25 protein-coding genes, 1 tRNA gene and 1 pseudogene are annotated in these 25,851 nt (G+C 70.3%); 8 read left to right on the forward strand and 19 right to left on the reverse strand.

Annotation, left to right across the window (positions count from 1 at the left end):
• Nucleotides 1-79: 79 nt before the first annotated feature.
• Nucleotides 80-1,900: a methyl-accepting chemotaxis protein gene (locus AC07NS_RS03530; protein ID WP_494601488.1), complete on the reverse strand. Its 1,821-nt coding sequence runs from the start codon at nucleotides 1,898-1,900 to the stop codon at nucleotides 80-82.
• A gap of 244 nt (nucleotides 1,901-2,144) precedes the next feature.
• On the opposite strand from AC07NS_RS03530, the pseudogene AC07NS_RS03535 reads away from it, so the two are divergent.
• Nucleotides 2,145-2,484: pseudogene (locus AC07NS_RS03535) on the forward strand (DUF559 domain-containing protein).
• Between the two features lie 75 nt (nucleotides 2,485-2,559).
• On the opposite strand, the gene AC07NS_RS03540 reads toward AC07NS_RS03535, so the two are convergent.
• The 5 genes from AC07NS_RS03540 to tsaD form a co-directional block, all read right to left on the reverse strand.
• A complete protein-coding gene (locus tag AC07NS_RS03540; protein WP_494601490.1) occupies nucleotides 2,560-3,351 on the reverse strand; it encodes a class I SAM-dependent methyltransferase in 792 nt (263 codons plus the stop codon).
• 71 nt (nucleotides 3,352-3,422) lie between these two features.
• Nucleotides 3,423-3,788, reverse strand: coding sequence for a Rieske (2Fe-2S) protein (locus AC07NS_RS03545; RefSeq protein ID WP_494601861.1), 366 nt, complete (start codon nucleotides 3,786-3,788; stop codon nucleotides 3,423-3,425).
• Nucleotides 3,785-4,066, reverse strand: coding sequence for a YciI family protein (locus AC07NS_RS03550; RefSeq protein WP_494601492.1), 282 nt, complete (start codon nucleotides 4,064-4,066; stop codon nucleotides 3,785-3,787). Before AC07NS_RS03550 ends, AC07NS_RS03545 begins: the two co-directional genes overlap by 4 nt.
• A 187-nt stretch (nucleotides 4,067-4,253) precedes the next feature.
• The gene (locus AC07NS_RS03555; protein WP_494601494.1) at nucleotides 4,254-5,249 is read right to left on the reverse strand and encodes an NAD(P)H-dependent glycerol-3-phosphate dehydrogenase; all 996 of its coding nucleotides are present in this window, start codon (nucleotides 5,247-5,249) and stop codon (nucleotides 4,254-4,256) included.
• Nucleotides 5,246-6,361, reverse strand: a complete 1,116-nt coding sequence (tsaD, locus tag AC07NS_RS03560) for a tRNA (adenosine(37)-N6)-threonylcarbamoyltransferase complex transferase subunit TsaD (RefSeq protein ID WP_494601496.1) — start codon at nucleotides 6,359-6,361, stop codon at nucleotides 5,246-5,248. The genes AC07NS_RS03555 and tsaD overlap by 4 nt, the downstream gene beginning before the upstream one ends.
• A 73-nt stretch (nucleotides 6,362-6,434) precedes the next feature.
• On the opposite strand from tsaD, the gene hemC reads away from it, so the two are divergent.
• The 6 genes from hemC to AC07NS_RS03590 all read left to right on the forward strand — a co-directional run bounded on the left by hemC (nucleotide 6,435) and on the right by AC07NS_RS03590 (nucleotide 11,206).
• Nucleotides 6,435-7,403, forward strand: coding sequence for a hydroxymethylbilane synthase (gene hemC / locus AC07NS_RS03565; RefSeq protein ID WP_494601498.1), 969 nt, complete (start codon nucleotides 6,435-6,437; stop codon nucleotides 7,401-7,403).
• On the forward strand, nucleotides 7,400-8,101 hold the full coding sequence (locus AC07NS_RS03570) for a uroporphyrinogen-III synthase (protein ID WP_494601500.1): 702 nt from the start codon (nucleotides 7,400-7,402) through the stop codon (nucleotides 8,099-8,101). Before hemC ends, AC07NS_RS03570 begins: the two co-directional genes overlap by 4 nt.
• A gap of 43 nt (nucleotides 8,102-8,144) precedes the next feature.
• Complete coding sequence (locus tag AC07NS_RS03575) at nucleotides 8,145-9,056, forward strand: COG4223 family protein (protein ID WP_494601502.1); 912 nt, start codon at nucleotides 8,145-8,147, stop codon at nucleotides 9,054-9,056.
• Nucleotides 9,053-10,621, forward strand: coding sequence for a heme biosynthesis HemY N-terminal domain-containing protein (locus tag AC07NS_RS03580; protein ID WP_494601504.1), 1,569 nt, complete (start codon nucleotides 9,053-9,055; stop codon nucleotides 10,619-10,621). Before AC07NS_RS03575 ends, AC07NS_RS03580 begins: the two co-directional genes overlap by 4 nt.
• A gap of 40 nt (nucleotides 10,622-10,661) precedes the next feature.
• Nucleotides 10,662-10,737: transfer RNA gene (locus tag AC07NS_RS03585), tRNA-Thr, on the forward strand.
• 178 nt (nucleotides 10,738-10,915) lie between these two features.
• Nucleotides 10,916-11,206, forward strand: a complete 291-nt coding sequence (locus tag AC07NS_RS03590; RefSeq protein ID WP_494601506.1) for a DUF6916 family protein — start codon at nucleotides 10,916-10,918, stop codon at nucleotides 11,204-11,206.
• 14 nt (nucleotides 11,207-11,220) lie between these two features.
• Here the strand turns inward: AC07NS_RS03590 and AC07NS_RS03595 are convergent, their stop codons facing one another.
• From AC07NS_RS03595 to sdhC, 7 genes are all read right to left on the reverse strand, one after another.
• Nucleotides 11,221-11,505 (reverse strand): hypothetical protein, encoded by a 285-nt coding sequence (locus AC07NS_RS03595; RefSeq protein WP_494601508.1) that lies wholly within the window; start codon nucleotides 11,503-11,505, stop codon nucleotides 11,221-11,223.
• Between the two features lie 53 nt (nucleotides 11,506-11,558).
• Nucleotides 11,559-11,879: a 2Fe-2S iron-sulfur cluster-binding protein gene (locus AC07NS_RS03600; RefSeq protein WP_494601510.1), complete on the reverse strand. Its 321-nt coding sequence runs from the start codon at nucleotides 11,877-11,879 to the stop codon at nucleotides 11,559-11,561.
• 29 nt (nucleotides 11,880-11,908) lie between these two features.
• Nucleotides 11,909-13,138, reverse strand: coding sequence for an NAD(P)/FAD-dependent oxidoreductase (locus AC07NS_RS03605; RefSeq protein WP_494601512.1), 1,230 nt, complete (start codon nucleotides 13,136-13,138; stop codon nucleotides 11,909-11,911).
• A gap of 243 nt (nucleotides 13,139-13,381) precedes the next feature.
• Nucleotides 13,382-14,164: a succinate dehydrogenase iron-sulfur subunit gene (locus AC07NS_RS03610; protein ID WP_494601513.1), complete on the reverse strand. Its 783-nt coding sequence runs from the start codon at nucleotides 14,162-14,164 to the stop codon at nucleotides 13,382-13,384.
• A 10-nt stretch (nucleotides 14,165-14,174) separates the two neighbouring features.
• Nucleotides 14,175-15,962: a succinate dehydrogenase flavoprotein subunit gene (gene sdhA / locus AC07NS_RS03615; RefSeq protein ID WP_494601514.1), complete on the reverse strand. Its 1,788-nt coding sequence runs from the start codon at nucleotides 15,960-15,962 to the stop codon at nucleotides 14,175-14,177.
• The gene (gene sdhD / locus AC07NS_RS03620; protein ID WP_494601515.1) at nucleotides 15,962-16,363 is read right to left on the reverse strand and encodes a succinate dehydrogenase, hydrophobic membrane anchor protein; all 402 of its coding nucleotides are present in this window, start codon (nucleotides 16,361-16,363) and stop codon (nucleotides 15,962-15,964) included. The genes sdhA and sdhD overlap by 1 nt, the downstream gene beginning before the upstream one ends.
• Before the next feature lie 2 nt (nucleotides 16,364-16,365).
• Entirely contained in the window at nucleotides 16,366-16,773 is a 408-nt protein-coding gene (sdhC, locus tag AC07NS_RS03625) for a succinate dehydrogenase, cytochrome b556 subunit (protein WP_494601517.1), read from the reverse strand.
• 180 nt (nucleotides 16,774-16,953) lie between these two features.
• On the opposite strand from sdhC, the gene AC07NS_RS03630 reads away from it, so the two are divergent.
• A complete protein-coding gene (locus AC07NS_RS03630; protein WP_494601518.1) occupies nucleotides 16,954-18,387 on the forward strand; it encodes a sensor histidine kinase in 1,434 nt (477 codons plus the stop codon).
• Nucleotides 18,388-18,561: 174 nt separating this feature from the next.
• Here AC07NS_RS03630 and zapE read toward each other — a convergent pair whose 3' ends face one another.
• The 6 genes from zapE to AC07NS_RS03660 all read right to left on the reverse strand — a co-directional run bounded on the left by zapE (nucleotide 18,562) and on the right by AC07NS_RS03660 (nucleotide 25,847).
• Complete coding sequence (zapE, locus tag AC07NS_RS03635; RefSeq protein WP_494601520.1) at nucleotides 18,562-19,692, reverse strand: cell division protein ZapE; 1,131 nt, start codon at nucleotides 19,690-19,692, stop codon at nucleotides 18,562-18,564.
• Nucleotides 19,693-19,927: 235 nt separating this feature from the next.
• On the reverse strand, nucleotides 19,928-20,449 hold the full coding sequence (gene def, locus AC07NS_RS03640) for a peptide deformylase (protein WP_494601521.1): 522 nt from the start codon (nucleotides 20,447-20,449) through the stop codon (nucleotides 19,928-19,930).
• 8 nt (nucleotides 20,450-20,457) lie between these two features.
• The gene (locus AC07NS_RS03645; RefSeq protein ID WP_494601522.1) at nucleotides 20,458-21,765 is read right to left on the reverse strand and encodes a DNA recombination protein RmuC; all 1,308 of its coding nucleotides are present in this window, start codon (nucleotides 21,763-21,765) and stop codon (nucleotides 20,458-20,460) included.
• A gap of 55 nt (nucleotides 21,766-21,820) precedes the next feature.
• Nucleotides 21,821-22,822 carry a leucine-rich repeat domain-containing protein gene (locus tag AC07NS_RS03650; protein ID WP_494601524.1) on the reverse strand — a complete coding sequence of 334 codons (1,002 nt, stop codon included), beginning with the start codon at nucleotides 22,820-22,822 and terminating at the stop codon, nucleotides 21,821-21,823.
• Between the two features lie 83 nt (nucleotides 22,823-22,905).
• On the reverse strand, nucleotides 22,906-23,322 hold the full coding sequence (locus tag AC07NS_RS03655; protein WP_494601526.1) for a DUF5990 family protein: 417 nt from the start codon (nucleotides 23,320-23,322) through the stop codon (nucleotides 22,906-22,908).
• A 170-nt stretch (nucleotides 23,323-23,492) separates the two neighbouring features.
• Nucleotides 23,493-25,847 (reverse strand): glucan 1,4-alpha-glucosidase, encoded by a 2,355-nt coding sequence (locus tag AC07NS_RS03660; RefSeq protein WP_494601528.1) that lies wholly within the window; start codon nucleotides 25,845-25,847, stop codon nucleotides 23,493-23,495.
• Between the last annotated feature and the right edge of the window lie 4 nt (nucleotides 25,848-25,851).

Consider the following 25,851-nt stretch of genomic DNA (forward strand, 5'->3'; position numbering starts at 1 on the left):
ACGGCGATCGTCAACGGGACCAGGCTGTGTCTCATCCCCGCAGACTGCATCGCCGCGTGGAATGCGGCAACGCTTGCGGTCAGGCCGCCCGGCGGGTTCCCGGGCGCTGGCCAGGACGGGCGCTTCCGTCGGCGATCTTCAGTTCGCCCATGCGGTCGGCCAGTCGGGTGGCTTCGTTGGATAGGGCGTGGCTGGCGGCCGTGGTCTCTTCCACCATGGCGGCGTTCTGCTGGGTGACCTGGTCCATCTGGTTCACGGTGGCGTTGACCTCCGCCAGGCCCTGGGCCTGGGTCTTGGCCGAGGCGGTGATCTCGCGCACCAGGGTGTCGATCTCCTCGACCTGGCCGGCGATGCCGCGCAGCACCTCGCCGGCGCGACCGACATAGGAGACCCCCTGCCCCACCTCGGCGGCGCTGGCGGCGATCAGGGTCTTGATCTCCTTGGCGGCCTCGGCCGAGCGCTGGGCCAGGGCCCGCACCTCGGAGGCGACGACGGCGAAGCCGCGACCGGCCTCGCCCGCCCGGGCGGCCTCGACCCCTGCGTTCAGCGCCAGGAGGTTGGTCTGGAAGGCGATCTCGTCGATCACCCCGATGATCCGGCCGATCTGGCTGGAGGACTGTTCGATGCCGGCCATGGCGCCGACCGCCTGATCGACGACGTCGCCGCTGGCCTGGGCGGCCTGGCGGGCGCGGGCCACCACCTGGCGGGCGCGCTCGGCTCCGTCGGCGGCGGCGCGGACGGTGCTGGTGATCTCGTCGAGGGCGGCGGCGGTCTCTTCCAGACTGGCGGCCTGGTGTTCGGTGCGGCGCGACAGGTCGTCGGCGGCCTCGGTGATCTCGCGGGCCCCGCCCTGGATCATCGCCACCCCGTCCAGCGAGGCGGCGACCAGGCCGGCCAGCTTGTCCAGCGCGAGGTTGTAGTCCTGGCGCAGGGCCTCGTAGCCGGCCGGGAAGGCCTGGTCGATGCGCTGCGACAGATCGCCGACCGCCAGGCTCTGCAGAGCCGAGCCCAGGGCCTCGACCACCGCGCGCTGGGTGGCGTCGGCCTCGTCGCGGCGGGCCTCGGCGGCCTTGCGCTCTTCTTCCAGCGCCTCGCGGACGTCGGCGGCCTCCAGTTCCTGCTGGCGGGCGACGACGGCGTCCTTGAAGGCGTGCAGGGCGGCGGTCATCTGGCCGATCTCGTCCTTGCGGGCGCTGCTGGGCAGCACCACGGTCAGGTCGCCCTGGGCCAGGCGGCGCAGGCAGCCGGTGATCGCCACCAGCGGCGCGATCAGCACCCGGCGGGCGGCGATGACCATGGCGGCGGCGAACAGGGCCGCCACGCCCAGCAGGGCGGCCATCAGCACCTGGCCAAGATCGCCCATGCGCTTGGCCGCGTCGGCGTCGGCCTGGGCGGCGACCTCGATCTTCTGCGACGCGTCCTCCATCGCCGTCTCCAGCGCCGAGAACTGCCTGTTGAACTCGGGCAGCAAGGCGCGGGCGGCGGCGGGATCGCTCCCGGCGGCGCCGACCAGCTTGCGGGCGGTAGCGATATAGGCCTGCAGCGGGGTCGACACGTGGTCGAGCGCGGCCTGGGCGGCAGGGTCCTGGGCGAGGGAGCGGCCTTGCTTGATGTCGGTCTCGAAGGCGCCGACGTGCTCGGCCAGATCGGCTTGGACCTGCTTGAGGTCGACGCCCAGCGACGGGTCGGTGGCCATGATCGCGCCGCTGGCGTCGCCGCGCAGGGCGTCGTGCATCATGTCGGCGTGCATGTGCAGCCGCAGCACCCGCGACGAGGCCGCCGAGCGGTCCAGCGCGTGCGAGAGGCTGACGGCCACCCACAGGCCAGCGCCCGCCGCGGCCGCGCACAGCAGCGCCGCCCCGACGCTGGCGCCCATGATCTTCTGACTCAGCGAAGCCATAGGCCCCTCCCCCGAAATCTCACGCGCAAGAATGCGGGGCGGGGCCTCTAACGGGCCTTAACCACGCCAGCGACCGATGGTCGCGGACCGTAGGTTGCGGAGGTGGTCGTTCGACGCCCCTCTCTCATAGAGAGAGGGAGGGGCCCGCGCCGAAGGCGTGGGAGGGTGAGAGGTTTCACCCGTGGCCGGAAAACCTCGATTCCTTGCGTTGCGGTTTCTCGAAGGACTAGCCCAGGCTGGCTCCATGGACGCGACCGCCAACGCCCGCCGCCTTCGCCAAAGCCAGACCATAGCCGAAAGGACCCTACGGTCGCTGGTCCGCAATCGCCGCCTGGGCGGCTTTCGATTCCTACGGCAGGTATCGATAGACCGCTACTTCGCCGACTTCGTCTACGAGGCGGGCAAGTTGATCGTCGAACTGGATGGCGCCGCCCATGAAGGGCGAGGACCACGACGAGCATCGTACTCAGGTGTTGGAGCTGTTCGGATACGTGGTTTTGAGGTTTCCCAACGAGCGGGTCATGGCTGATCCTGGCGGGATCGTCGAAGCCATCTTGGCCGTGCTCCGTTCGGATAGAGCGTAACCTCTCACCCTCCCACCGCTTCGCGGCGGGCCCCTCCCTCTCTCTATGAGAGAGGGATTATTTGGGCGCCCTTCCCTAGCGCGGGATCTCAGCCGTCTTGACCAGGGCCACCTGGCGATAAACCGCCGCGACGTCGAAGTAGCGGCCGAAGGCGGCGTGGAACTGGTCGACGGCCTGCTTCACGCCGGGGCCGCCGATCTCGCTGATGTCGTGCCAGTAGTCGTCGAGCACCATCATGCCGCCCACCTCCAGCAGGCTGGCGCAGCAGCACAGGTCGATCATCACCGCCAGCGCCGTGTGGCTGCCGTCGACATAGATCAGGTCGAACTTCTGGTCGGCCTGCAGCATCTTGGGCAGCTCGTAGGTCGAAAAGCCCTTGTGGGTGTGGACCTTACCGAAGGTGGTGCGCGCCATGTTGCGATGAAAGCGCGGCTCGACGGCGTGGTACTTCTCTTCCGGGTTCAGGGTCTCGTCGAACCAGGGATCGATCACCGTCACCTCGAGGCGGTCGGGGAACATCCAGTCCATGAAGGCGAGGTTGCGGCCCTCATAGGCGCCGATCTCCATGTAGCGGACCTTCGGCCCGGCGGCCGGGCGCTTGTCCATAAAGTCGCGCAGCAGCGGGGCCACGAAGGGGATGTTGTTGGCGGCCCAGGCCGAGGTGAACTCGAAGCCCTTGGCCTCGGAATAGGCGGCGAACTGGCCGGCGCTGTCGTTGTCGCGGGTCTTGGCCAGCATGGTGCGGGCCAGTTGCGAGGCGAAGCGCGGATTGATCTTGCCCAGGGAGCGCAGCTTGGCGCCGGCCCCGCGCGCGTCGACGGCGTCGGTCAGTTCGGCGTCGAAAGCGGGGGTAGATCCGTCGGCCATGGCCCTGGCTCCTCTATGGGTGGAGAGAGCCTTACCGACCATCGGTTAAGGAAGGGTCAGGCAATCAGGGTTCAGGCCGCGACCACCTGGCCGTTCTCGACCCGCACGGGCCAGACGGTGAGGCTCTTGCCGCCGCAGGGGCCGGCCACGCAGGCGCCGTCGGCGATGCGGAACAGGGCCGCGTGGCCGCCGCACAGGATCAGGTCGTTCTCGCGGGTCAGGAACCGGCCGCTGATCCCGGCCAGCGGCCAGCCGGCGTGCGGGCAGCTGTCGACATAGGCGAAGACCCCGCCGTCCTTGCGGACGACGAAGCCGGCGAACATCGCCTCGCCCTCGCGATACCGGAAACCCGCCGCGCCCGGCTCGGGGATATCGGCCAGGGCGCAGATCGCCTGGCCGGGCGCGGGGCGGGCGGGGTTGTCGCTCACGAGATTCAGAACGAACCGATGGCCAGGCGCCAGGGGCGGACCTCGACGCTCTCGAACACGCCGGCGGCGGTGAACGGGTCGTTGTCGGCCTGGGCCTGGGCGGCGGCCTTGTCCTCGACCTCGACGACGATGATCGAGCCGATCGGATTACCGTCGTCGTCCAGCAGCGCGCCGGCGGCCTTCAGGCCCGTCGAGGCGTTCAGGTATTCCAGGTGCTTGGGGCGCACGGCCAGGCGGGTCTCGAGAGCCCCGGGCTTGTCCTTGCAGACGATGGCGTAGAGCGGCATGGGCGGGTTCCTTGTTGAAGTCAGTGAGCGAGGCCGTCCTAAAGGATCCTCCCCCTCTGGGGGAGGTGTCGGCGAAGCCGATGGAGGGGGGTGTGGCTGATGAGACGGCCAGCGTCTCGGAAGCTGAAACCGTCCCCCCTCCGGCGCTACGCGCCACCTCCCCCAGAGGGGGAGGATCTTGTTTCCCTTACCCTTCCGCCTTCAGCGGGCGGGAGAGCAGCCCCAGGATGGCGCTGTCGACGTCGACCTCGCCGGCCAGGATGGCGGCGACGGCTTCGCAGATCGGGGTCTCGACGCTTAAGCTTCGGGCCAGCGCCCGAACGGCCGGAGCCGAGGCGACGCCTTCGGCGACGCTGACCTTGCCGGCCAGGGCCTGTTCCAGGGTCTGGCCCTGGCCGAGCGCCAGGCCCACCGTCATGTTGCGCGACTGGCTGGACGAGCAGGTGAGCACCAGGTCGCCCAGGCCGCAGAGGCCGGCGACCGTCTCGGCCTTGCCGCCGAGGGCCAGGGCCAGGCGGGTAAGCTCGGCGAAGCCGCGGGTGATCAGGGCGGCGTGGGCGTTGCGGCCCAGGCCCTTGCCCTCGGAAATGCCGCAGGCGATGGCCAGGACGTTCTTCACCGCCCCGCCGGCCTCGGCCCCGATCACGTCGGCGGCCCAGTAGGGGCGGAAGGTCGGGATGGCGATGGCCTCGACGATGGCCTTGCCCAGGGCCTCGTCCTCGCAGGCCAGGGTGGCGGCGGCGGGCAGGCCGCGCGCGACCTCGCCGGCGAAGCTGGGACCCGACAACACGGCGATGGCCACGCCCGGCAGGGTCTCGGCGGCCACGTCGGTCATCAGCTTCAGCGAGCCCTGCTCGACGCCCTTGGAGCACAGCACCACCGGAACGCCGGGCTTCAGGTGCGGCTTGAGAGCGGCCATGGCCGAGCGCAGGTGCTGGGCCGGCGGCACGGCCAGGATCAGGTCGCAGTCCGCCAGGGCGGCCATGTCGGAGACGGCGGTGATCGCCGGCTCCAGCGCGACGCCCGCCAGGAACATCGTGTTCTCACGCTTGTCGGCGATCGAGGCGACGACCTCGGGCTCGCGGGCCTGCAAGGTCACCTGGAGACCGGCGCGCGCCGCGACCTGGGCCAGGGCCGTGCCCCACGCCCCGGCGCCGACGACGCCCGCGTGCTTGAAGCTCATGCCTTGGCTCCCTTTCGACCGAAACTGTTGCTCGGATTGGATAACGCCGCCGCCTCGTCGAGGGGCCAGCGAGGACGCGCGACGGCGTCCAGATCATCGGAAATTCCGGCCGCCAGACGCTCGGCTCCAGCCAGGGCGATCATGGCGGCGTTGTCGGTGCAATAGGCCAGCGGCGGGGCGTCGAAGGAAAAGCCGTTGTCCTCGCACACCTTCAGCAGGGCCGCGCGCACCGCGCCGTTGGCGGCCACCCCGCCGGCCACGACGAAGCGGCGCTCGCCGGCGTCGTGACCTTCGGCATAGAGCTTCATGGCCCGGTCGGTGCGTTCGGACAGCTGGCGAGCGATGGCGAACTGCACGGCGGCGGCCAGATCGGCGCGCTCCCGATCCGTCGTCAGGGTCACGGCGATGCGGGCGGCGGCGGTCTTCAGGCCCGAGAACGAGAAGTCGCAGTCCTTGCGGCCCAGCAGGGCACGCGGCAGCTCGTACTTGGAGCCGTCACCGGTCTTGGCCAGCTTTTCCAGGGCCGGACCGCCCGGATAGGGCAAACCGAGGCTCTTGGCGATCTTGTCGAAGGCCTCGCCGGCCGCGTCGTCGATGGTGGTGCCCAGGCGCTTGCAGGCGCCCACCCCGCCGACTTCGAGAAGTTGGCAGTGCCCCCCGGAGACCAGCAGCAGCAGGAACGGGTAGGCGATCTCGGCCCCCAGCCGCGCCGAGACCGCGTGGCCCTCCAGGTGGTTGACCGCCACCAGCGGCAGGTCGCGGGCCAGGGCCACCGCCTTGCCGAACGCCAGGCCGACCATCACACCGCCGACCAGACCGGGGCCGGCCGTGGCCGCCACGCCGTCGAGCGCGTCATAGCCGATGCCCGCCGCGCGCATGGCCTGGGCGGCGACGCTATCGATGACCTCCACATGGGCGCGGGCGGCGATCTCGGGCACCACCCCGCCGAACGGGGCATGCTGCTCGAACTGGGTGCCGACGATCGAGGACAGCACCTCCACGCGGCCGTCGGCGTCCCGCCGCACGACGGACGCGGCGGTCTCGTCGCAGCTGGTCTCCAGCCCGAGGATGGTGAGACCCTTGTCCAGGCCCGAGTTCGTAAGGGTTGTCATTCGGTTGCGGGGTTCCCGCCGCTCCTGTAGCAGCGAAGGCAGTTGTTTCGCTTGAGCAGGTAACGTCCAGACCGTGTCCCGGCAACCCATCCGCATCGGCGCGCGCGGCTCCAAGCTGTCGCTGGCCCAGTCCGGCCACATGCAGGCGCGGATCGCCCGAGCCCTCGGCGCCCCCGAAGGCGCCGGTCCGGAAGAGATCGCGACCTATGCCCAGCTTATCCCGATCGTCACCAGCGGCGACCGCATCCAGGACCGCCGGCTCATGGAGATCGGCGGCAAGGGCCTGTTCACCAAGGAGATCGAGGAGGCCCTGCTCGACGGCCGCATCGATTGCGCGGTGCATTCGCTGAAGGACATGCCGGCCGTGCTGCCGCCGGGCCTGGTGCTGGCCGCGACGCCCGAGCGCGAAGACGTCCGCGACGCCTTCATCAGCCACAAGGCCCAGCGGCTGGAAGACCTGCCCCAGGGCGCGCGCCTGGGCACCGCCAGCTTGCGTCGCCAGGCCCAGGCCCTGCACGTGCGGCCCGACCTCGAGATCGTCATGCTGCGCGGCAATGTCGACACCCGCCTGGCCAAGCTGGAGCGCGGCGAGGCCGACGCCATCCTGCTGGCCCAGTCGGGGCTGAACCGCCTGGGTCTGGGCCACATTCCGCAGAGCTGGCTCGATCCGATCGCCGCGCCTCCCGCCCCGGGCCAAGGCGCCCTGGCGATCGAGAGCCGCGCGGAAGACGCCGGCCTGCCCTGGCTGCAGGCCATCGCCTGCCGCACCACCACCCTGGCCGTGGCCGCCGAGCGCGGCGCCCTCTACGCCCTGGAAGGCTCGTGCCGCACGGCCGTCGGCGCCCACGCCCGTCTGGACGGTTCGCGCCTACACCTGATCGTCGAGGCCCTCAGCCCCGACGGCGTCGTCCGCATCCGCCACGAGGGCGAGATCACGCTGGCCGGGGCCGACGACGAGGGCCAGGCCCGGGCGCTGGGCCTGGAGCTGGGCGCGGTCGTCAAGGCCGAGGGCGGCGACGCCATCATCGCGCCGAGCGAATGACGACGGGCGCACCCCGCGTCTGGATCACCCGCGCCCGCCCCGGCGCCGAGGCCACCGCCGCGCGTCTTTCGGCCCTGGGCTTCGATCCTTTGATCGACCCCCTGCTGGAGATCCGCGACCTGCCGTGGACGGCCGATCTGGCCGGCGTCGGCGCCCTGGCCTTCACCAGCCGCAACGGCGTCGCCGCCTTCGCCCGAACCTGCGGCGAGCGGCGCCTGCCGGTGTTCGCGGTGGGCGAGGCCACCGCCCACGCCGCCGCCGAGGCCGGCTTCTCCACCATCGAATCGGCGCAGGGCGACGTCGCCGACCTGGCCGCTCTGATCTCGGCCCGGGCCATTGGCGGCGCCGTGCTGCATGCGGCCGCCGCCGAGCCGGCCGGCGACCTCCTCTCGCCCCTGGCCCGCGCGGGAATCGAGGCCCGGACCGTCGCCGTCTACGAGAGCCTCGTCCGCGCGCCTTCGGCCGAAACCCTGGCCGTGCTGGACGACCTGCACGCCGTGCTGCTGCACTCGCCCAAGGCCGCTCACGCCCTGGCCGCGCTGTTGGCCGAGCGCCCCGCCCCGGCCCTGCGCGCCCTCTGCCTGTCACCCGCCGTCGCCGCGCCGCTGGCGCCTCTGTCCGCCGACGGACGGCTGGGTCCTGTGGCCGCCGCGCCGCGCCCCAGCGAAACAGCATTGCTCGAACTGCTCCTCCTCTAAGGCGAAGTTGCACGCAAACCGCGCGTAAGGCACGAATGGGGGCATGAACGCCGCGCCCGATCCCGCCGAAATCGCCGCCCCCAGCGACCCGGCCCTCTACGCCAGGAAGCCCCTGCTCGGCCCCATGTTCTGGACGATGATCGGGCTGTGCGTCGTCTGCGTCGGGGCCGGCGCGGCCATCGCCCATTTCGGCCCGACCTGGTTCTCCAAGCCGGGCGCAACCCCGGAAGCCCCCGCCGCCCCCGCGCCGATCGCCGGCGGCTTCGCCGCCTCGTCCTCGTCGGTGCCCGTCGTCGCGACCACGCCCGAAGCCCCCGCCCCCTCGGCCGAGATCGGCCGGCTGGAGGGCCGCATCGCCCTGCTCGAATCGGGTCAGCAGCGCACGCTGGACGCCGCCGCCGGGGCCCTGGCCGCCGCCAGCCTGGCCGAGGCCGCCCAGGGCAGCGAACCGTTCGCCGACGCCGTGGCCAGCCTTGAGCGGGTGCTGCCGATGTCGTCGGAGGTCCGCGCCCTCGAACGCCTGGCCAGGGCCGGCGCGCCCACCGTGGCGGGCCTGGCCGCCAGCTTCGACGACCTGGCCGGCAGCGTCTCGGTCGCCGCCCACGATCCCGGCCCCGACGCCGGCGCCCTGGCCCGCCTGGGCCACGCCCTGTCGCGCGTCGTCACCATCCGCCAGGTCGGCGCGACGACGGGCGGCGGTCCCGACGCCCTGCTGGCTCGCGCCCAGGCCCGGCTCGACGCCGGCGACGTGAGCGGCGCCCTGCGCCTGCTCGACGCCCTGCCGGCCAGCGCCCGCCCCGCCCTCGCCGCCTGGCGGGCCGAGGCCGAGCGCCGGGCCGAGATCGACCGCCTGGTCGCCTCGGTCCGCGACCAGGCCCTGGCCGGCCTCGTCCAGGTGCAGCGCAGCCAGGCCGACGCCCGCCTGGCAGGCCCGGCTCCGGGGGGCGCTCAATGATCCGCGCCCTCTTCGCCCTGGTCGTCATCGCCGTCGTCGCCGTGGTCGTGGTCTCGCTGACCGGCGAGCCGGGCGCGGCCAGCCTGGAGTGGCTGGGCTGGCGGGTCGAGATGACGGCCGCCGCCGCCGCCCTGCTGACCCTGCTGCTGGCCCTGGTCGCCGCCGCCCTGTGGCGCGGCCTGCTGTGGATCATCGAGGCCCCCAAGCGCGCCGCCCGCGCCCGCGCCGAGGCCCGCCGCAAGCAGGCGACCGAAGCCCTGTCGCGCGGCTTTCTGGCCGTGGCCGCCGGCGACGGCTCCGAAGCCCGACGCCTGGCCCAGAAGGCCGCCGACCTCAATGACGACGCCCCGGCCCTGGTCCGCGTGCTGGCCGCCCAGGCGGCGGAAGCCGCGGGCGACAACGTCGCCGCCCGCCAGGCCTGGAACGCCATGCTGGGCTTTCCCGAGATGCGCCTGGCCGGCCTGCGCGGCCTGATGCAGCTGGCCTTGGCCGAAGGCGACCGCCAGCTGGCCCTGCGTCACGCCGAGACCGCCTATGGCCTGGCCCGGTCGGCCCTGTGGGCCTGGCGCGCCCTGCTGGAAGCCCGCCTGGAAGCCGGCGACTGGGCCGCGGCCCTGCAACTGGTCCAGGGCGGCCAGGAGCGCAAGATCGTCTCGCCGGCCGTCGCCGAGCGCGCCCGCGCCGCCCTGCTGGCCGCCTCCGCCGCCAGTCTCGAGGAGTCCGACGAGCCCAAGAGCCTGTCGCAGGCCCTCGACTTCGCCCTGCAGTCGGTGAAACTGAAGCCCGACTTCGCCCCCGGCGTGGTCATGGCCGCTCGCCTGCTGGCCGCCGACGGCAAGGCCGCCAAGGCCGGAACCCTGATCGAGGCCGCCTGGAAGGGCGCGCCCCACCCGGCCCTGTGGCTGGCCTATCGCGACCTCAAGACCAGCGAGACGCCCAAGGCCCGCGCCGCGCGCCTGTCGGCCCTGGCCCAGCTGAAGCCCGAGGCCCGCGAAAGCCGCATCCTCAAGGTCGAGAGCGCCCTGGTCGCCGGCGATCCCGCCGCCGCCCGCGCCGCCGCCCGCCTGCTGCCGGAAGAGCCGGTCCCGACCGCCCGCCTGGCCGGGCTGATGGCCCGGGTCGCCTTCGCCAATGGCGAGCCCGACGAGGCCCGCGCCTGGGTCGCCCGCGGCGTCGCCGCCCCCCAGGAGCCGGACTGGAGCGACCTCGACCCCGAGGGCCAGGCCTTCGCCTATGGCCGCGAGGACTGGGCCCGCCTGGCCGCCAGCTACGCCGAGACGGGCGAGCTGGTGCATCCGCGATTCGAGCGCCGCGAGCGCACGATGAGCGACCTGCCCGAGCTGCCCTCGGCCTACGGACAGTCGGCCTACGCCGAATCCACCGCCTTCGTGCACGCGGCCGAGACCGGCGGCGCCCTGATCCCGTTCCCGGACGCCTCCCCCCTCGACGACCATGGCGACCTCGACGGTCCGCCCTCGCCGGACACGCCCGGCCCGGCTCCCGCGCCCCGTCGCAACACAGGCGCACGACGGCGCTTGGCAAGCGGCCCGCGCCCCGCTAAATAGGCGCTCCCTCCGCCCGGCGAATCTCGCCGACGGGCCGTGGGCCGCCTTAGCTCAGCCGGTAGAGCGGCGCATTCGTAATGCGTAGGTCAGGTGTTCGAGTCACCTAGGCGGCACCACTTTCTCCCTTTTCCAGGTTCCAATACCGGCTTCGCCCCGTGGGCTTTGGGCTACCGTGCGCATTTGCACAAAGCTCGGCGGTTGCGCGGTTCGCGGTCGCGCGCCAAAGTGCAGCCCGGTTCCGGATGCGCGCTGGACGGTCGACGCCGCGCCGCTGGTAGAGGGGGAATAAAGACCATGCAGTTGCTTCAGATGCAGAGCTTCGGCGCCCAGGCCAACACGACCTACGAGCTGCTGGTCGCCGGCGGGTCGATGCACCTGACCCTGATCGACATCCAGCCGCTGAAGGGGCACGACCCCAACTCGCAGCGCGCGCCGTTCAGCCTGGTCTTCAAGTCGAACGTGCAGCACGTGCTGCCCCAGGCAATCTACCGGGTGCGCAACGCCGTCCAGGGCGAGGTGGACATGTTCCTGGTGCCGCTGGGCCGCGACGCCCAGGGCGTGACCTATCAGGCGGTCTATAACTAGGGGCGCTCGCGCCCCTACGCCGCGCGGCGCGCGCGCAACAGCGCGACGTTCCGCGCGATCAGGCCGACGCCGAAGATCAGGGCGCGAACGCTCGCCAGCAGCAGGACCATCGCGATGATCGTGTCGGAAGGCTCGGCCAGCAGCTCGCTGACCTGAAACGACGGGACATGCCCGTCGTAATGGGTGATCCCGCCCCACGCGAAGAAGGCGGGCACGGCGGCGCCGATCGTCGACACCGCCACGCCGTTCAGCAGTCCGGCGAACACGTGGTCCAGGGGTGGGCGATCAGCTTGATCCATGACCCGACCCTACCGCGACCCGACGCCAATCCGCAACCGGGCCGCGACCAGGCTCAGTGCTGGCTTTCCGGCAGGCGCACGACCAGGCCGTCGAGGGCGTCGCTGACCTTGATCTGGCAGGACAGGCGGCTGTTGGGCTCGACGTTCTCGGCGAAGTCGAGCATCGACTCCTCCATGGCCGACTTGTCGCCGGTCTTGTCGGTCCAGGCGTCGTCCACATAGATGTGGCAGGTGGCGCAGGCGCAGGCGCCGCCGCAGTCGGCGTCGATGCCCGGCACGTTGTTCTTCACGGCGCCTTCCATGACCGTCAGGCCCGGCTTGACGTCGAGGACGTGCTCGGTCCCGTCGAATTCGATGTAGGTGATCTTGGCCATGGTTCCCCTGCGTAGTTAGAGGGCGGCTTTCAGGCCGCCACTTCCTTCATGGATATCGCCGGATCCGCCAGCTTTGTCTTAGACACGGGCGTCCGCTTGGCGATCAATTGTTTGCCGGCCATGAACTCGGGCGGCGCGTTGACGGCTTCCACGGCCTGGACGAGGTCGCCCTTGAGGTGGAAGACGGCGAACTTGGCGGCGGCCACGTCGCCGCGCACGATCGTGCTGTCGGCGTCGAACGGCAGGCCGGCGATCTGGAGCTTGAGGTCGTACTGGTCGGACCAGAACCACGGCAGTTCCGGCGGCGGCCCCGCGCGGCCGACGATGGCGGCGGCGGCCTGCTTGGCCTGCTCCAGGGCGTTGGGCACGCTTTCCAGGCGGAACTGGCGTTCGTAGATCGGCAGGGGCCGGTGGGCGACGTCGCCGATGGCGAAGACGTGCGGGTCGCTGGTGCGGGCTTCCAGGTCGACGACGATGCCGCCGGTGCACTCCAGGCCGGCGTCCTGGGCCAGCTCGACGTTGGGATGGGCGCCGACGCCCACCAGGGCCGCGTCGCAGGCCACGACCTCGCCGCCCTTCAGGCGTACGCCGGTGACGCGGCCGTCCTGCCCCTCGAAGGCCTCGACATTGGCGTTGAGCTCGAACTTGACGCCCCGGGCGCCGTGATAGTCCTGGAAGAAGGTCGACAGGGTCTCGCAGGCGACGCGGGCCAGCACCCGGCTCTCGCGCTCGATGATCGTGGCCTCGGCGCCCAGGGCGCGGGCCGAGGCCGCCGCCTCCAGGCCGACATAGCCGCCGCCGACCACGGCCAGGCGCTTGCCAGGACCCAGCGCCGCCTTGAGGGCCTCGGCGTCGGCCGCCGTGCGCAGGGCCAGAACGCCGGAAAGGTCAGCGCCGGGGATCGGCAGCTCGCGGGCGCGGGCGCCGGTGGCCAGGATCAGAAAGTCGTAGGAGATCACCTCGCCCGAGGCGAGGGCCACGGTGCGGTCGCCGCGGTTGAGGCCGGTCGCCACGCCTTGCAGGCGCAGGGCGACATTGGCCTCGGCGTACCATTCCTGGGGTTTCAGCGCGAGGGAGTCGGCGTCGGCCTCGCCCTTCAGCCAGGCCTTGCTCAGCGGCGGGCGCTGGTAGGGCAGCAGCGGCTCCTCGCCGATCAGCACAATCGGGCCTTCGTGCCCGTACTGACGCAGGAAAGCCGCCGCCGAACCGCCGGCATGGCCCGCACCGACGATCACCACCTTGGCTTTCGGATCGCTCACGACCGCTTCACTCAACGCGTCTGCCTCCCGCACGACAAAATTGACGACCCCGTCATCTTTTGCAAGCCGGGCCGAAGGTATGTCCGCCTCCAGCCATAGACAGCACGGAGGCCGTCGTGAAGAGCGCCGTCCGGAAAGTGCGGCAGGCGGACAGCCAGCCCCTCATGCGCCCCATATGCGAAAGCCCCGCCGCAGGGCGGCGAGGCTTCCGGATCATCGAAAGGAGCGACGAAGGCGCGGTCGTCAGACCACGCGCTCCACCAGCATCTTCTTGATCGAGGCGATGGCCTTGGCCGGGTTCAGCCCCTTCGGGCAGACCTGGGCGCAGTTCATGATCGTGTGGCAGCGATAGAGCTTGAACGGGTCCTCGAGGTCGTCGAGGCGGTCGCCGGTCGCTTCATCGCGGCTGTCGATCAGCCAGCGGTAGGCGTGCAGCAGGGCCGCGGGGCCCAGATACTTCTCGCCGTTCCACCAGTAGCTCGGGCACGAGGTCGAGCAGCAGGCGCAGAGGATGCACTCGTAGAGACCGTCGAGCTTCTCGCGGTCCTCAGGCGACTGGCGCCATTCCTTCTGCGGCTCGGGGGTCGTGGTGTGCAGCCACGGCTCGACCGAGGCGTACTGGGCGTAGAACAGCGTCAGGTCGGGGATCAGGTCCTTGACCACCGGCATGTGCGGCAGCGGGCTGATCGTCACCGCCTTGCCCGGGGTCTCGGCGTGACCGTGGGTGCAGGCCAGGGTGTTGCGGCCGCCGATGTTCATCGCGCACGAACCGCAGACGCCCTCGCGGCACGACCGGCGGAAGGCCAGGGTCGGGTCGATGACGTTCTTGATGTAGAGCAGCGCGTCGAGAACCATCGGGCCGCAGGCCTCGACGTCGACGTCGTAGGTGTCCCACCGCGGGTTCATCCCGGTCTCGGGATCGTAGCGGTAGACCTTGAACGTGCGCACGTTCTTCGAACCGGCCGGGGCCGGCCAGTGCTTGCCGCTCTGAACGCGGGAGTTCTTGGGAAGAGAGAGCTGGACCATCTGCGTTCCCTTAGTAAACCCGTTGCTTCGGCGGGATGTAATCGATGTCGGTCGACATCGTGTAGTTGTGCACCGGACGGAAATCGATCTTCACCTTGCCGGTCTCGTTGTCGAGCCAGGCCAGGGTGTGCTTCATCCACTCGGTGTCGTTACGCTCGGAGAAGTCCTCGCGGGCGTGGGCGCCGCGGCTCTCGGTGCGGTTGGCCGCGCCGTTCACCGTCACGACCGCCTGGCCGATGAGGTTGTCGAACTCCAGGGTCTCCATCAGGTCGGTGTTCCACACCAGGCCGCGGTCGGAGACCTTGACGTCGTTCTTCTTGTCCCAGACGGCCTGCAGGCGGGCCACGCCGCTGTCCAGGCTCTCGCCGGTGCGGAACACGGCGGCGTCTTCCTGCATCGCCTTCTGCATTTCGAGGCGCAGTTCGGCGGTCGGGGTCGAGCCGTTGGCGTTGCGGATGCGGTCGAAGCGCGCGACGTGCGCCTCGGTGTGCGAGGCCTTCAGTTCCGGCTGCTTGGCGCCGGGGGTCAGGACCTCGGCGCAGCGCAGGCCGGCCGCGCGGCCGAACACCACCAGGTCGATCAGCGAGTTCGAACCCAGGCGGTTGGCGCCGTGCACCGACACGCAGGCGGCTTCGCCCACGGCCATCAGGCCCGGGATCACCTGGTCGGGGTTGTCGCCGGCCTTGGTCACCACTTCGCCGTGGTAGTTCGTCGGGATGCCGCCCATGTTGTAGTGGACGGTCGGCAGCACCGGGATCGGGGCCTTGGTCACGTCGACGCCGGCGAACACCTTCGCCGTCTCCGAGATGCCCGGCAGGCGCTCGGCCAGGATCTTCGGATCCAGGTGGTCGAGGTGCAGGAAGATGTGGTCCTTGTTGGGGCCCACGCCGCGACCTTCACGGATCTCGATGGTCATCGCGCGGCTGACCATGTCGCGGGGCGCCAGGTCCTTAACCGACGGGGCGTAGCGCTCCATGAAGCGCTCGCCTTCCGAGTTGGTCAGGTAGCCGCCTTCGCCGCGGGCGCCTTCGGTGATCAGGCAGCCGGCGCCGTAGATGCCGGTGGGGTGGAACTGCACGAATTCCATGTCCTGCAGCGGCAGGCCGGCGCGCAGCGCCATGGCGTTGCCGTCGCCCGTGCAGGTGTGGGCCGAGGTGGCCGAGAAGTAGGCCCGGCCGTAGCCGCCGGTGGCCAGGATCACGGTCTGGGCCTGGAAGCGGTGCAGGGTGCCGTCGTCGAGCTTCCACGCGGTCACGCCGCGGCAGGCGCCGTCTTCCATGATCAGGTCGAGGGCGAAGTACTCGATGAAGAACTCGGTGTCGTGGGCCAGCGACTGGCCGTACATCGTGTGCAGCATGGCGTGACCGGTGCGGTCGGCCGCGGCGCAGGTGCGCTGGATCGGGCCTTCGCCGAAGTTCTTGGTCATGCCGCCGAAGGCGCGCTGGTAGATCTTGCCCTCGGCCGTGCGCGAGAACGGCACGCCCCAGTGCTCGAGTTCGTAGACCGCCGCCGGAGCGTTGCGGGTCAGGTACTCGATGGCGTCCTGGTCGCCCAGCCAGTCCGAACCCTTGACGGTGTCGAACATGTGCCAGCGCCAGTCGTCCTGGCCCATGTTGCCGAGCGAGGCCGAGATGCCGCCCTGGGCCGCCACGGTGTGGCTGCGGGTCGGGAACACCTTGGTGATGCAGGCGGTCTTGAGACCGGCTTGCGCGGCGCCCAGCGCGGCGCGGAGGCCCGAGCCGCCGGCGCCCACGACGACGACGTCGAACTTGTGGTCGATGAACGTGTAGGCCGACATCAAAGGGCTCCGGTGAAGGCGATCTTCAGGATCGAGACGATCCCCACGGCGCCGGCGAGAATGCAGACGAAGAGGTTGCCGATGACCAGCGCCGCCTTGGGGGCGAAGGCTTCGACATAGTCTTCGATGACCAGTTGGATGGCGTTCTTCAGGTGGACCAGCAGGGCCACGAAGAGCAGCGACAGGAGGACGGCGTTCAGCGGGATCGCCACCCAGGCCGCGACGGTGTCGAAGTCGGCGCCGGCCAGGCGGATGCCCGCGAAGGCGCCCCAGATGAACAGCGGCACTAGGGCCAGGCCCGAGATGCGCTCGGAGATGAAGTGGCCCACGCCGTGGTGCGAGGCGCCCAGGCCGCGGGCGCGCGACAGCGGGGTGCGGAAGGGGCTGTTGGAGGTGCTCATGGTCAGATCGCTCCGGTCGCGGCGGCGATGATCCAGGTGACGGCGGCGGCGACGATCGCGAAGGCGATCACGGCCAGGCCGGTCATGTCGGCGGTCTTGGGCGCGAAACCCTTGCCCAGGTCCCAGAAGCTCTGACGGACGATGTAGCCGACGTTGTAGAAGACCGCGACGGTGATGCCGAACAGCAGCAGCTTGCCGATCAGCGAGCCCAGCAGGCCCGTGTAGCAGGCGTAGTGGTCGGGACCCGAGGCCAGCGACAGGGCCCAGCCCGCCAGCAGCAGGACGCCGATGTACAGCGCGAACAGGCTGGCGCGGTGCAGGATCGAGCACGCCATGGTGATGTGCCAGCGCCAGACCTGGAGGTGCGGCGACAGCGGACGCTCTGGGAGCCCCCGGCTGGTCTCGGTCATTTTTACGTCCAACCTGTGGATTTGTGCGTTGCGGGACGCTTTTAAGCGCGAGCGCCGGGGTGTCAACGAAACGGCCATTACTTGAGATACGTTCTCAATTCGCCTGGCGAGTGAATGGAGGAACCGCTCAAGCCAAGCTTGCGTTATGGCTGCCTGTCAGTGGGGGAAGACATTCAGCGAATGACCGGGCCGATCGATTTCGAGGCCGTGTTCGATCGGCTGCCGACCCCGTACATGATGCTCGACCGCGACCTGCGGTACGTGGCGGCCAACCAGGCCTATCTCGACGCCCTCGGCCGCCACTGGGACGACATCGCCGGTCTGCACGTCTTCGAGGCCTTTCCCAGCGAGGGCGAGTCGCGGACGCGCCTGGAAGACTCGCTGATCCGGGCCCGCGACAGCGGCAAGGTCGACCACCTGCCGCTGATCCCCTACGCCATCGAGCGGCCGGCCCATCTGGGCGGCGGCTTCGAGGACCGGATCTGGAGCGCGACCCACACGCCGATTCCCGGCCCGGGCGGCCGCACGGCCTACATCGTCCAGCACACCCAGGACGTCACCGCCATCCAGCGGCTGAAGGACGTGGCCTTCGGGCGGGGCGAGATGACCATGCTGCAGGACGACGTGCTGCTGCGGGCCGGCGCCGCCGAGGCCCACAGCGCCGACCTGCGCCGCCTGTTCATGCAGGCGCCCAGCTTCATGGCCGTGCTGCGCGGCCCCGACCATCGCATCGACCTGGTCAACAACGCCTACAGCCAGTTGATCGGCTGGCGCGACGTGGTCGGCCTGCCGCTGCGCGAGGCCCTGCCCGAGGTGGTGGAACAGGGCTTCATCGCCCTGCTCGACCGGGTCAGCGCGTCGGGCGAGGCGTTCGTCGGCCGCGAGATCAAGGTCGCCCTCCAGCGCACCCCGGACGGTCCGCTGGAGGACCGCTTTCTGGACTTCATCTACCAGCCGATCGTCGAGGCCGACGGCGCGGTCTCGGGCGTGCTGGTCGAGGGCTCGGACGTCACGGACAAAGTGCTGGCGGGCGAGCAGCAGCGCCTGCTGCTCGACGAGTTGAACCACCGGGTCAAGAACACCCTGGCCACCGTCCAGGCCATCGCCCGCCAGACCCTGCGCGGGGTCGAGAAGCCCGAAGCCTTCGTGCGGGCGTTCGAGGCGCGGCTACTGGCTCTGTCCCAGACCCACAACGCGCTGACCGACAGCCAGTGGGCGGGGGCGGGCCTGCGCCCGATCCTGGCCCAGGAACTGGCCCCCTACGATGCGGCCCGCATCGTCATGGACGGACCGGACGTCAACCTGCCCGCCCGGGTGGCCCTGTCGCTGGGCATGGTGTTCCACGAACTGGCCACCAACGCCGCCAAGTACGGGGCGCTGAGCGTCGAGGCCGGCCAGCTGCATCTGGGCTGGAGCGTCGAGCCGCCGGGCACGCTCCGCTTCGAATGGCGCGAGGCCGGCGGCCCACAGGTGACCGCCCCCGCCCGCCGCGGCTTCGGCTCGCGCCTGATCGAACGCAGCATCGGCGCCGAACTGCGCGGCGAGGTGGCGATCGACTACGCGCAGGCGGGGCTGGCCTGCCGGTTCACGGTGTCACTGGATCGGGTGTTCTAGAAACCTCGCCCCCACCTCCCGTCATTCCCGCCCTTGTGGCGGGAAACCCTCTGTCGGCCACAAGGGCGGTGGGGGCGGATCGCTGGCGATCCGCTTGCGCCTCACGTGCGAGCGGAACCAGGGGTTCCCGCCACAAGGGCGGGAATGACGGGCGTTTTTTGGAGGAAGAGGGGTTTAATCCCGCACCCGCGCCACGTAATCCGCCGAGCGCATCTCCTGCAGGCGCGACACCGTGCGCTCGAACTCGAACGAACCGTCGCCGGCCGGATACAGCGCCTCGGGCTCGCCGGCGGCCAGGGCCACCAGCTTGGCGTCGGCCTCGTAGAGGGCGTCGATCAGGGTATTGAAGCGCTTGGCCGCGTCGCGCTTCTCCGGAACCAGAAGGGGAATGTCTTCCAGGAAGATGGTGTGGAAGCGCGCGGCCAGGGCCAGATAGTCCTGCGGCCCCAGCGCCTGCTGGCACAGGCTGGCGAACGAGCTGCGCACCAGGCCGCCGGCGGCGCGCGGCAGGCGCAGCTTGCGGCCCATCACCTCCAACGTCGCGCCGGTCTCCTCGGCGCCGTCCAGCATGTCGGCCCACAGCGCATCGAACTCGGCCTCGGTGGCCTTGTCGACCGGCGACAGCCAGGTGCGGCCGGCCCGCAGGCGATCGAGGCGGAAGTCCACCGGCCCGCGCACGGCCACCACCTCCATCTTCTCCTTCAGCATGGCGATGAAGGGGGTGAAGAGCTGGCGGTTGAGGCCGTCCTTGTAGAGGTCGTCCGGCGGGCGGTTTGAGGTGGCGACCAGCGTGACGCCTTCGGCGAACAGCGCCTCGAACAGCCGCCCCAGGATCATGGCGTCGGCGATGTCGGTGACCTGCAGCTCGTCGAAGCATAGCAGTCTGGCCTGGTCGGCGATCAGCTCGGCCGTCGGCGCGATCGGGTCGTCGCCCTTGTGGCGGCCGAAGCGGGCCTTGCGCTCCGAAGCGTCGCCCTTGCGCCAGGCGTCGATGTGGGCGTGCACCTCGGCCATGAAGACGTGGAAGTGCACCCGGCGCTTGCGGTGCACGGGGGCGCTGTCGAAGAACAGGTCCATGACCATCGACTTGCCGCGCCCGACCGGTCCCCAGATGTAGAGGCCGCGCTGGCTCTTGGGCTTGCGGCCGAAGAACGAGAAGCTGGGCTCGCCGGCCCCGTCGAGATCGGCTTCCAGCCGGGCCAGGGCCTCGATGGCGGCGGCCTGGGCGACGTCGGGACGAAGCTCGCCGGCGGCGAGACGCTCACGATAGGCGGTGCGGACGGACTGAGGCTCGTTCTGGGGCATCGGGGATGCGGGTTAGCGCGGGAAGAGCCGCGGGGGCAAGACCCTCTCCCTGAAGGGAGAGGTGTCGCCGTAGGCGACGGAGAGGGAAGCAGCGCGGAAACCGGCCGGCGCCGCGGCGGCTGAAAACGTCCCCCCTCCGGCCCTCCGGGCCACCTCCCCCAGAGGGGGAGGATCAAAGAAAAAGCCCCGGCCTTTGGGACCGGGGCTCTTCATCGAAACTCAGACGTCAGGCCGATCAAGCCGCGCGGCGCGCCTTCTTGACCTTGGCCATCGCCCGGTCGCGGCGCAGGCGCGACAGGTGGTCGATGAACAGCACGCCTTCCAGGTGGTCCATCTCGTGCTGGATGCAGACGGCGAACAGACCCTCGGCCTCTTCTTCGACCTGCTCGCCCTGGTAGTTCAGGTAGCGCACCTTGATCTTCGCCGGACGCTCGACGGCGTCGTAATATTCCGGCACCGACAGGCAGCCTTCCTCGTAGGCGAACAGCTCTTCCGACGGGTCGAACAGCTCGGGATTGACGAAGAAGCGCGGGGCCGGCTCCTCGCCCTCGCGGGCCAGGTCCATGACGATCACGCGCACGGGCTCGCCGATCTGCACGGCGGCCAGGCCGATGCCGGGGGCGTCGTACATGGTCTCGAGCATGTCATCCATCAGCACGCGCAGGTCGTCGGTGACGGCCTCCACGGGGGTGGAGATCTTCTTCAGGGTCGCCAGATCGGCGGCGTTATCGATGGTGAGGATGCGACGGATGGCCATAACGTCACTCAGGTAGGCGTCCCGTTTCCGAGGGTCAAGGCGGGCGATTGTCCCACCTCGTCCGTCGGTTGGCTATCCGGGGCGGTGATTTCCAGCTTGGTCACCGGACGCACGGCCGTATCCACGGCCGTCAGCTCCTCGATGCCCTTGCCGCCGTGCTCGACCTTCAGCTTCTCGAACTCGCGGGCCTTGGGCAGCACCCGGCTCTCCAGCGAGCCGACGAAGGCGTTGTACTTGTCCACCGCCTGCGACAGCGACTTGCCCACCCCGGCCACGTGGCCGCCCATGTCGGCGACGCGCTTGTAGAGCTCGCGGCCGAGAGCGGCGACCTCGACGGCGTTCTTGGCCTGCTCCTCCACCCGCCAGCCGTAGGACACCGCCTTGCAGAGGGCGAAGAGGGTCGAAGGCGTGGCGATGATCACCCGCTTCTCCATGGCCTCGGTCATCAGCTCGGGCGCGCGCTCCAGGGCGGCGGCCAGGATCCCGTCGCCGGGCACGAACATCGCGACAAAGTCGGGCGAGACCTCCAGGGCGTCCCAATAGGCCTTGGCCGACAGCGACTTGATGTGCTCGCGCAAGCTGTTGGCGTGGCGCAGGTACGCGGCCTCGCGGGCCACGTCGTCGGCCGCGTCCTGGGCTTCCAGATAGGCGTTCAGCGAGCACTTGGCGTCGATGACGAAGGCGGCGTTGCGCGGCATCCGCACCACCACGTCGGGCCGGATGCGGCCGCCGTCCAGCTGCACCTGCTCGGTGAAGTCGACCCCGTGCTTGAGGCCGGCCATCTCCAGCACGTTGCGCAGCATCTGCTCGCCCCAGCGGCCCTGCACGCCCGCGCCCCGGCGCAGGGCGGCCGACAGCTTGCGGGCCTCGGTCTGGGTGGCGGCCGAAGCTTCCATCAGGGCGGCGATCTGGGCTTTCAGCCCGCCGCTCTCCTCGGCGCGCGACTTCTCGACGGCGGTGACCTGGGCCTCGAACTTGGCCAGGGTCTCGGCCACCGGCTTCAGCTGGGCCTCCAGGCGGGCGTGGGTCAGCTGGTCGCGGCTCTTGGCGTTCTCGTCGGCCCGCTTGATCAGTTGCTCGGCCACCGCCTGGGCGCTCTTCTCGGCCTGGGCGCGGATCAGCTCGATCTGGGTCTTGGACTGGTCCTCCAGCATGCGGTGGCGCTCCAGCGCCTGCTCCAGCTGGGCCGAGAGCCGCCAGGCCTCCTGCTCGGCGCCCGCCGCCTTGCGCTGCGCCATCAGCGCCCAGACGACCGCCCCGGCCGCGGCGACCAGGAACACGAGGGCGAGGATCAGGTAGGGGTCAACGGCGTTCATGCTCCGTTCTTAGCCGGAGTCGAGGACCGAAGAAAGGCGGGCGGGTGATCGCCGGCTAGAACTCCCTATAGCCGCGGGCGTCCAGGATCGCGCGGAGCCTTTCGTCTTCCCTCACCCGGCCCGAATAGAGCGCCAGCAGGTCCATGGACGGCGGCCAGGCGCGGGCGGCAAGATCGTCCAGGTCCAGCGCGGTCCGATAGACCCGCAGATGCCGCAGGCTCGGGATCTCGGATACGCCGGCCAGGCTCGCCAGCGTTTTGCAGTTCAGCACGAAGACCTCTTCCAACTGCGGGCCGGCCAGATCGATGGCGGCGAGGCGAATCTGGTCCTCGACGTGAAGATGACGCAGGGCCGGAAAGCGAGCCAGCGACCCCAGGTCTTCGAACCCCTTCACGCGGACGATGCTCAGCTTCTCCAGTCCATCGTGCCGAAGTTCACCGATACCCCACCGCCCGCCAAGCATCAGGGACAGCTCACGCAGGCCCGACATATTGGATACGAAACCTAAGGCCTGCGACTTGGGAATGCTGGTAAGCCTGAGCGCACGTAGGTCCTTCAACGCCACCAGGCGCTCGATGCCGCGGGTATGACCGACGACGTCAAGTTCGACCAAGGACCGCGCCCTGGTCAGGGGCGACAGGTCGAAATCGCGTCCGATGTTGGGACCGACAGACAAGTGCGTCAGCCGCTCCAGCGGTAGCAAGTCCAGGAAATCCAGCCGATCGAACTGTTCCACTCCGAACCCGAAGCGAGTCAGGCGCGGCAGGTCAGCAACGCGCTCGACGTTCTCGATCCGCCTCAGACAATCCAGGGTCAGCCACCGCACGTCCGGCAGCCCGACCAAGAGATCGGCGTCGAACACGCTGTCGAAGTGGGTGTAGAACCGCACCTCCAACGCCGCGCCGAAAGTCCGGCAAAGCGCGTTCACCTGTTCCAGCATGTCGGCTGATGGGGGCGCGGAGAACTGGACGATGGGTTCGCGACCCGCCGCCAGGATGCGCCGGATGTCCTCGGCCTCGATCGCCGCTGGGTTGCTGATGCGGGGCTCCACAGTCATGAGGGGAAGCCTCGCAGACGCGCGCCCGGCGAACAAGCCGAAGCTGGGCCGCGCCTCGAAGGCGACTCTCGGTCCGCCGTGCGTCAGTCGACGACCCGCCAGGCCTCCAGCGGAACCACCGTCGCGCAGGCCGGGCCGCCGTCCTTGGCCTTGCCGGGCAGCAGGACCTCGAGCACCGCGCCTTCCAGGGCGCGATCCAGCAGGTCCGGCGGAATGGTGTGGATGTCGATCTTGGCGCGGCGGGTCCAGGGCGAGGCGTGATCGCCTGCGGAAGTTCCGATGGCGATGTAGACGAACCGTCGGCTGGGGCCCTCGCTGCGGACGAACTCGCCCAGGAACCGAGGTCCCGGCGCCAGGCGCACGGAGACGTCGAAGGCCAGCGACGCGTCCCCCGCCGTCACCGGCCCCACGGGATGGTTCTTCTTGTCCTGCAGGCTGTAGGCCACGCCCGGGATCGGATCCTGGATGCGCAGCCTCAGCGTGATCGGCTGACCGGTCATGGCGAGGGGTCCTCCCGCATGAAGTCGTAGACGACCCCGCGCCCGGGCGAAACCGCCAGACCTCGGATCCACATCCAAGGCCCGGGCCGATATTTCACCGAGCCTCCCCGCGCAGGCGGGGAAAGACGGGATGAGGGGACGCGAGCCGATGGATATCGATCTCCCGCCCCCTACTTCGCGTAGCGCGCCGCCACCGGCTCGTAGCGATCCCAGACCTGGCGGTCGGCCAGAGAGCGCAGCAGCTTGAGATACTCGGCGTGCGACCAGGCCAGGGGCGTGGCCGAGTCCGTGCCCTCGCCCTTCACATAGGGGTGGCGGGCGTCGGCGCCGACGCCGTCCCAGACCTGTTCGGGGATCAGCAGGCCGTCATTGGCGAAGAGCTCGATGGCTTTCACGTAGCGGGCGCGGATGGCGTCGATCTGGCCCTTGCCGACCTTGCCCTTCTCGGCGGCCGCCTTTTCCTGGGCGAGCGCCAGTTCGTAGTGGCCGCGCTCACCGGTGAAGATCGGCCACACCCGGCCGCGCTGGCCGGGGCTCATTTCCCCGCCCTCGCCGTAGTTGCCGCCGGTCTTGGCGTCCTCGCCATAGCCGTCGACGTCGTAGCGCCGCCAGCCGGGGAACTCGCCCTTCACGCCCGGGAAGCCGAAGTCATAGCGCACGCGGTAGAGGTCGTCCCGCGCCGTGTCGTCCAGCTCCGGCAGGCTGCCGGCGATGTGGCTGTCGTCGGCCCGGCGCACGCCGTAGCGGACCAGCTCCAGGAACCCGCCGTCCACGACCTCGTCCTCGGGCGGGGCGATCTGGCCGTTGGCGGCGCCGATCGGGGCCTTGTCGTTGGGATCCTCGTTCTTGTTCAGGCGCATGAAGTACGACCCGTCGCCGAACTTGCCGCTGGTGGTGAACATCCGCGCCTCGACCTTGGCCGAATAGGCGTCGGCCGTGGCGCGATAGCGGTCGCCCGAGGCCGTGTCGCCCGCCAGGTCGGCGATGTCGCCGGCAGTGACCAGGCCGGCGATCACCGCGGCCGTGGTCGAGGGCGAGTGGCCGGCCTGCTCCTCCCAGCGCTCCTGCTGGGTGAAGGGCGGGACGATGGTCTCGTGGTTCCAGCCGATGTTGACCTTGCCGCCGTCCACGAGGAAGTCGGCGGCCGGCTTGATCATGCGGGCGTAGTAATCCTTGAGGTCGGCTTCCGACAGCCAGCCTAGCTTCCACAGCTTCCAGCCCAGCATGATCGGCATGGCCGTCTGGTCCAGCTGGACGCCGACCCATTCGGGCGTGCCGTCCACCTCGGTCTTCTGCAGGAACCAGCCGCCGGCGCCCTTGTTGCCCGGGGTCTTGGGACCGACCTGCACGGTGGGCAGGTAGTGGAAGGCCGCCAGCGGGGTTTCCTTGTCGCCCAGGGCCGCCAGGGCCATGGCGCACTGGTAGAAGTCGCGCGGCCAGACGGCCTTGTAGCCGGTCGAGGGGCGGGCGGCGTCGACCGTGTCGCCCCAGGGGTTGGACAGCGAGGCGATCAGGGCGCCGGCGTGGGTGCGGTCTTCCTGCACCTTCAGCATCAGGGCGCTGGCATAGGCCAGCTTGCCGCCGTCGGCCGACTGGGCGGCCACGCGCGGCAACTCGGACAGCGAGGCGATGTAGTCGCTCCAGCCGACCCGCTCGCCCTCGCCGTTGTAGCGGGCCAGCACCTCGGCATAGCCGGTCTTCAGGCTGGCCATGGCCGTCTGGCTGGAGGCGCCCGGGTCGGCGCCGAAACCGATGGCGAAGTCGTAGGTCGCCTCGCCGGCCGCCTGGGTGGGCAGCTGGGCGGCGAGCACGATCGCGCCCTTGGCTTCCGAACCGGCGGGCAGCACGCCGTCGTCGCCCAGGATCTTCAGGGCGTCATTGCCTTCCAGCTTGGCGGCGGCGGCCTTGGCGAAGGGGCGGTCGCCGCGCAGGGTGAGGTAGACCTTGCCCTCGCCGGCCGTCAGCCCTTGCGCGCCGGCCGAGCCGACGTCGTTTCCGCCGGTGTTGGCCATGTGCGGCTCCAGCACCAGGAACGGCGTCACCGGGCCCTTCAGGGCCTTGACCGTCACCCGCAGGAACAGGGCGTTGCGGTCGGGATCGGTGAAGATCCGCTTCTCGATGACGAACCGGCCGGCCTTGTCGGTGGTGGTGATCTTGTAGGCCGGCGACAGCGGGCGGCCCTTTTTGTCCGTATACAGATATTCAGTCTTGGCGACGGTGTCGCGGCCTTCGACGGCGAGGCCGTCGGCGGTCTTCACGGCGATCCGCATCTGCTTGATCTGGGCCTCATGGATCAGGCCGTACATGGTTTCGGTCAGCACGCCGTCGGCGACCGAGAACCACACCTTCGACACCGCGCCGGTGCGGCCGCCGTCCTTGTAGGCGCCGTCGACATAGGCCTCGTAGGAGGCGCCGACGGCGGTCTTGGCCGAATAGGCCCAGGTGGTCGCGGGCTCCGCAGCCTGGGCGGCTCCGGCGACAGTGAGGGCCGAGGCGGCCAGGATCAGGGTCTTGAGGGTACGCATGGGG

Source organism: Caulobacter sp. GW821-FHT10A10, from assembly GCF_059415745.1.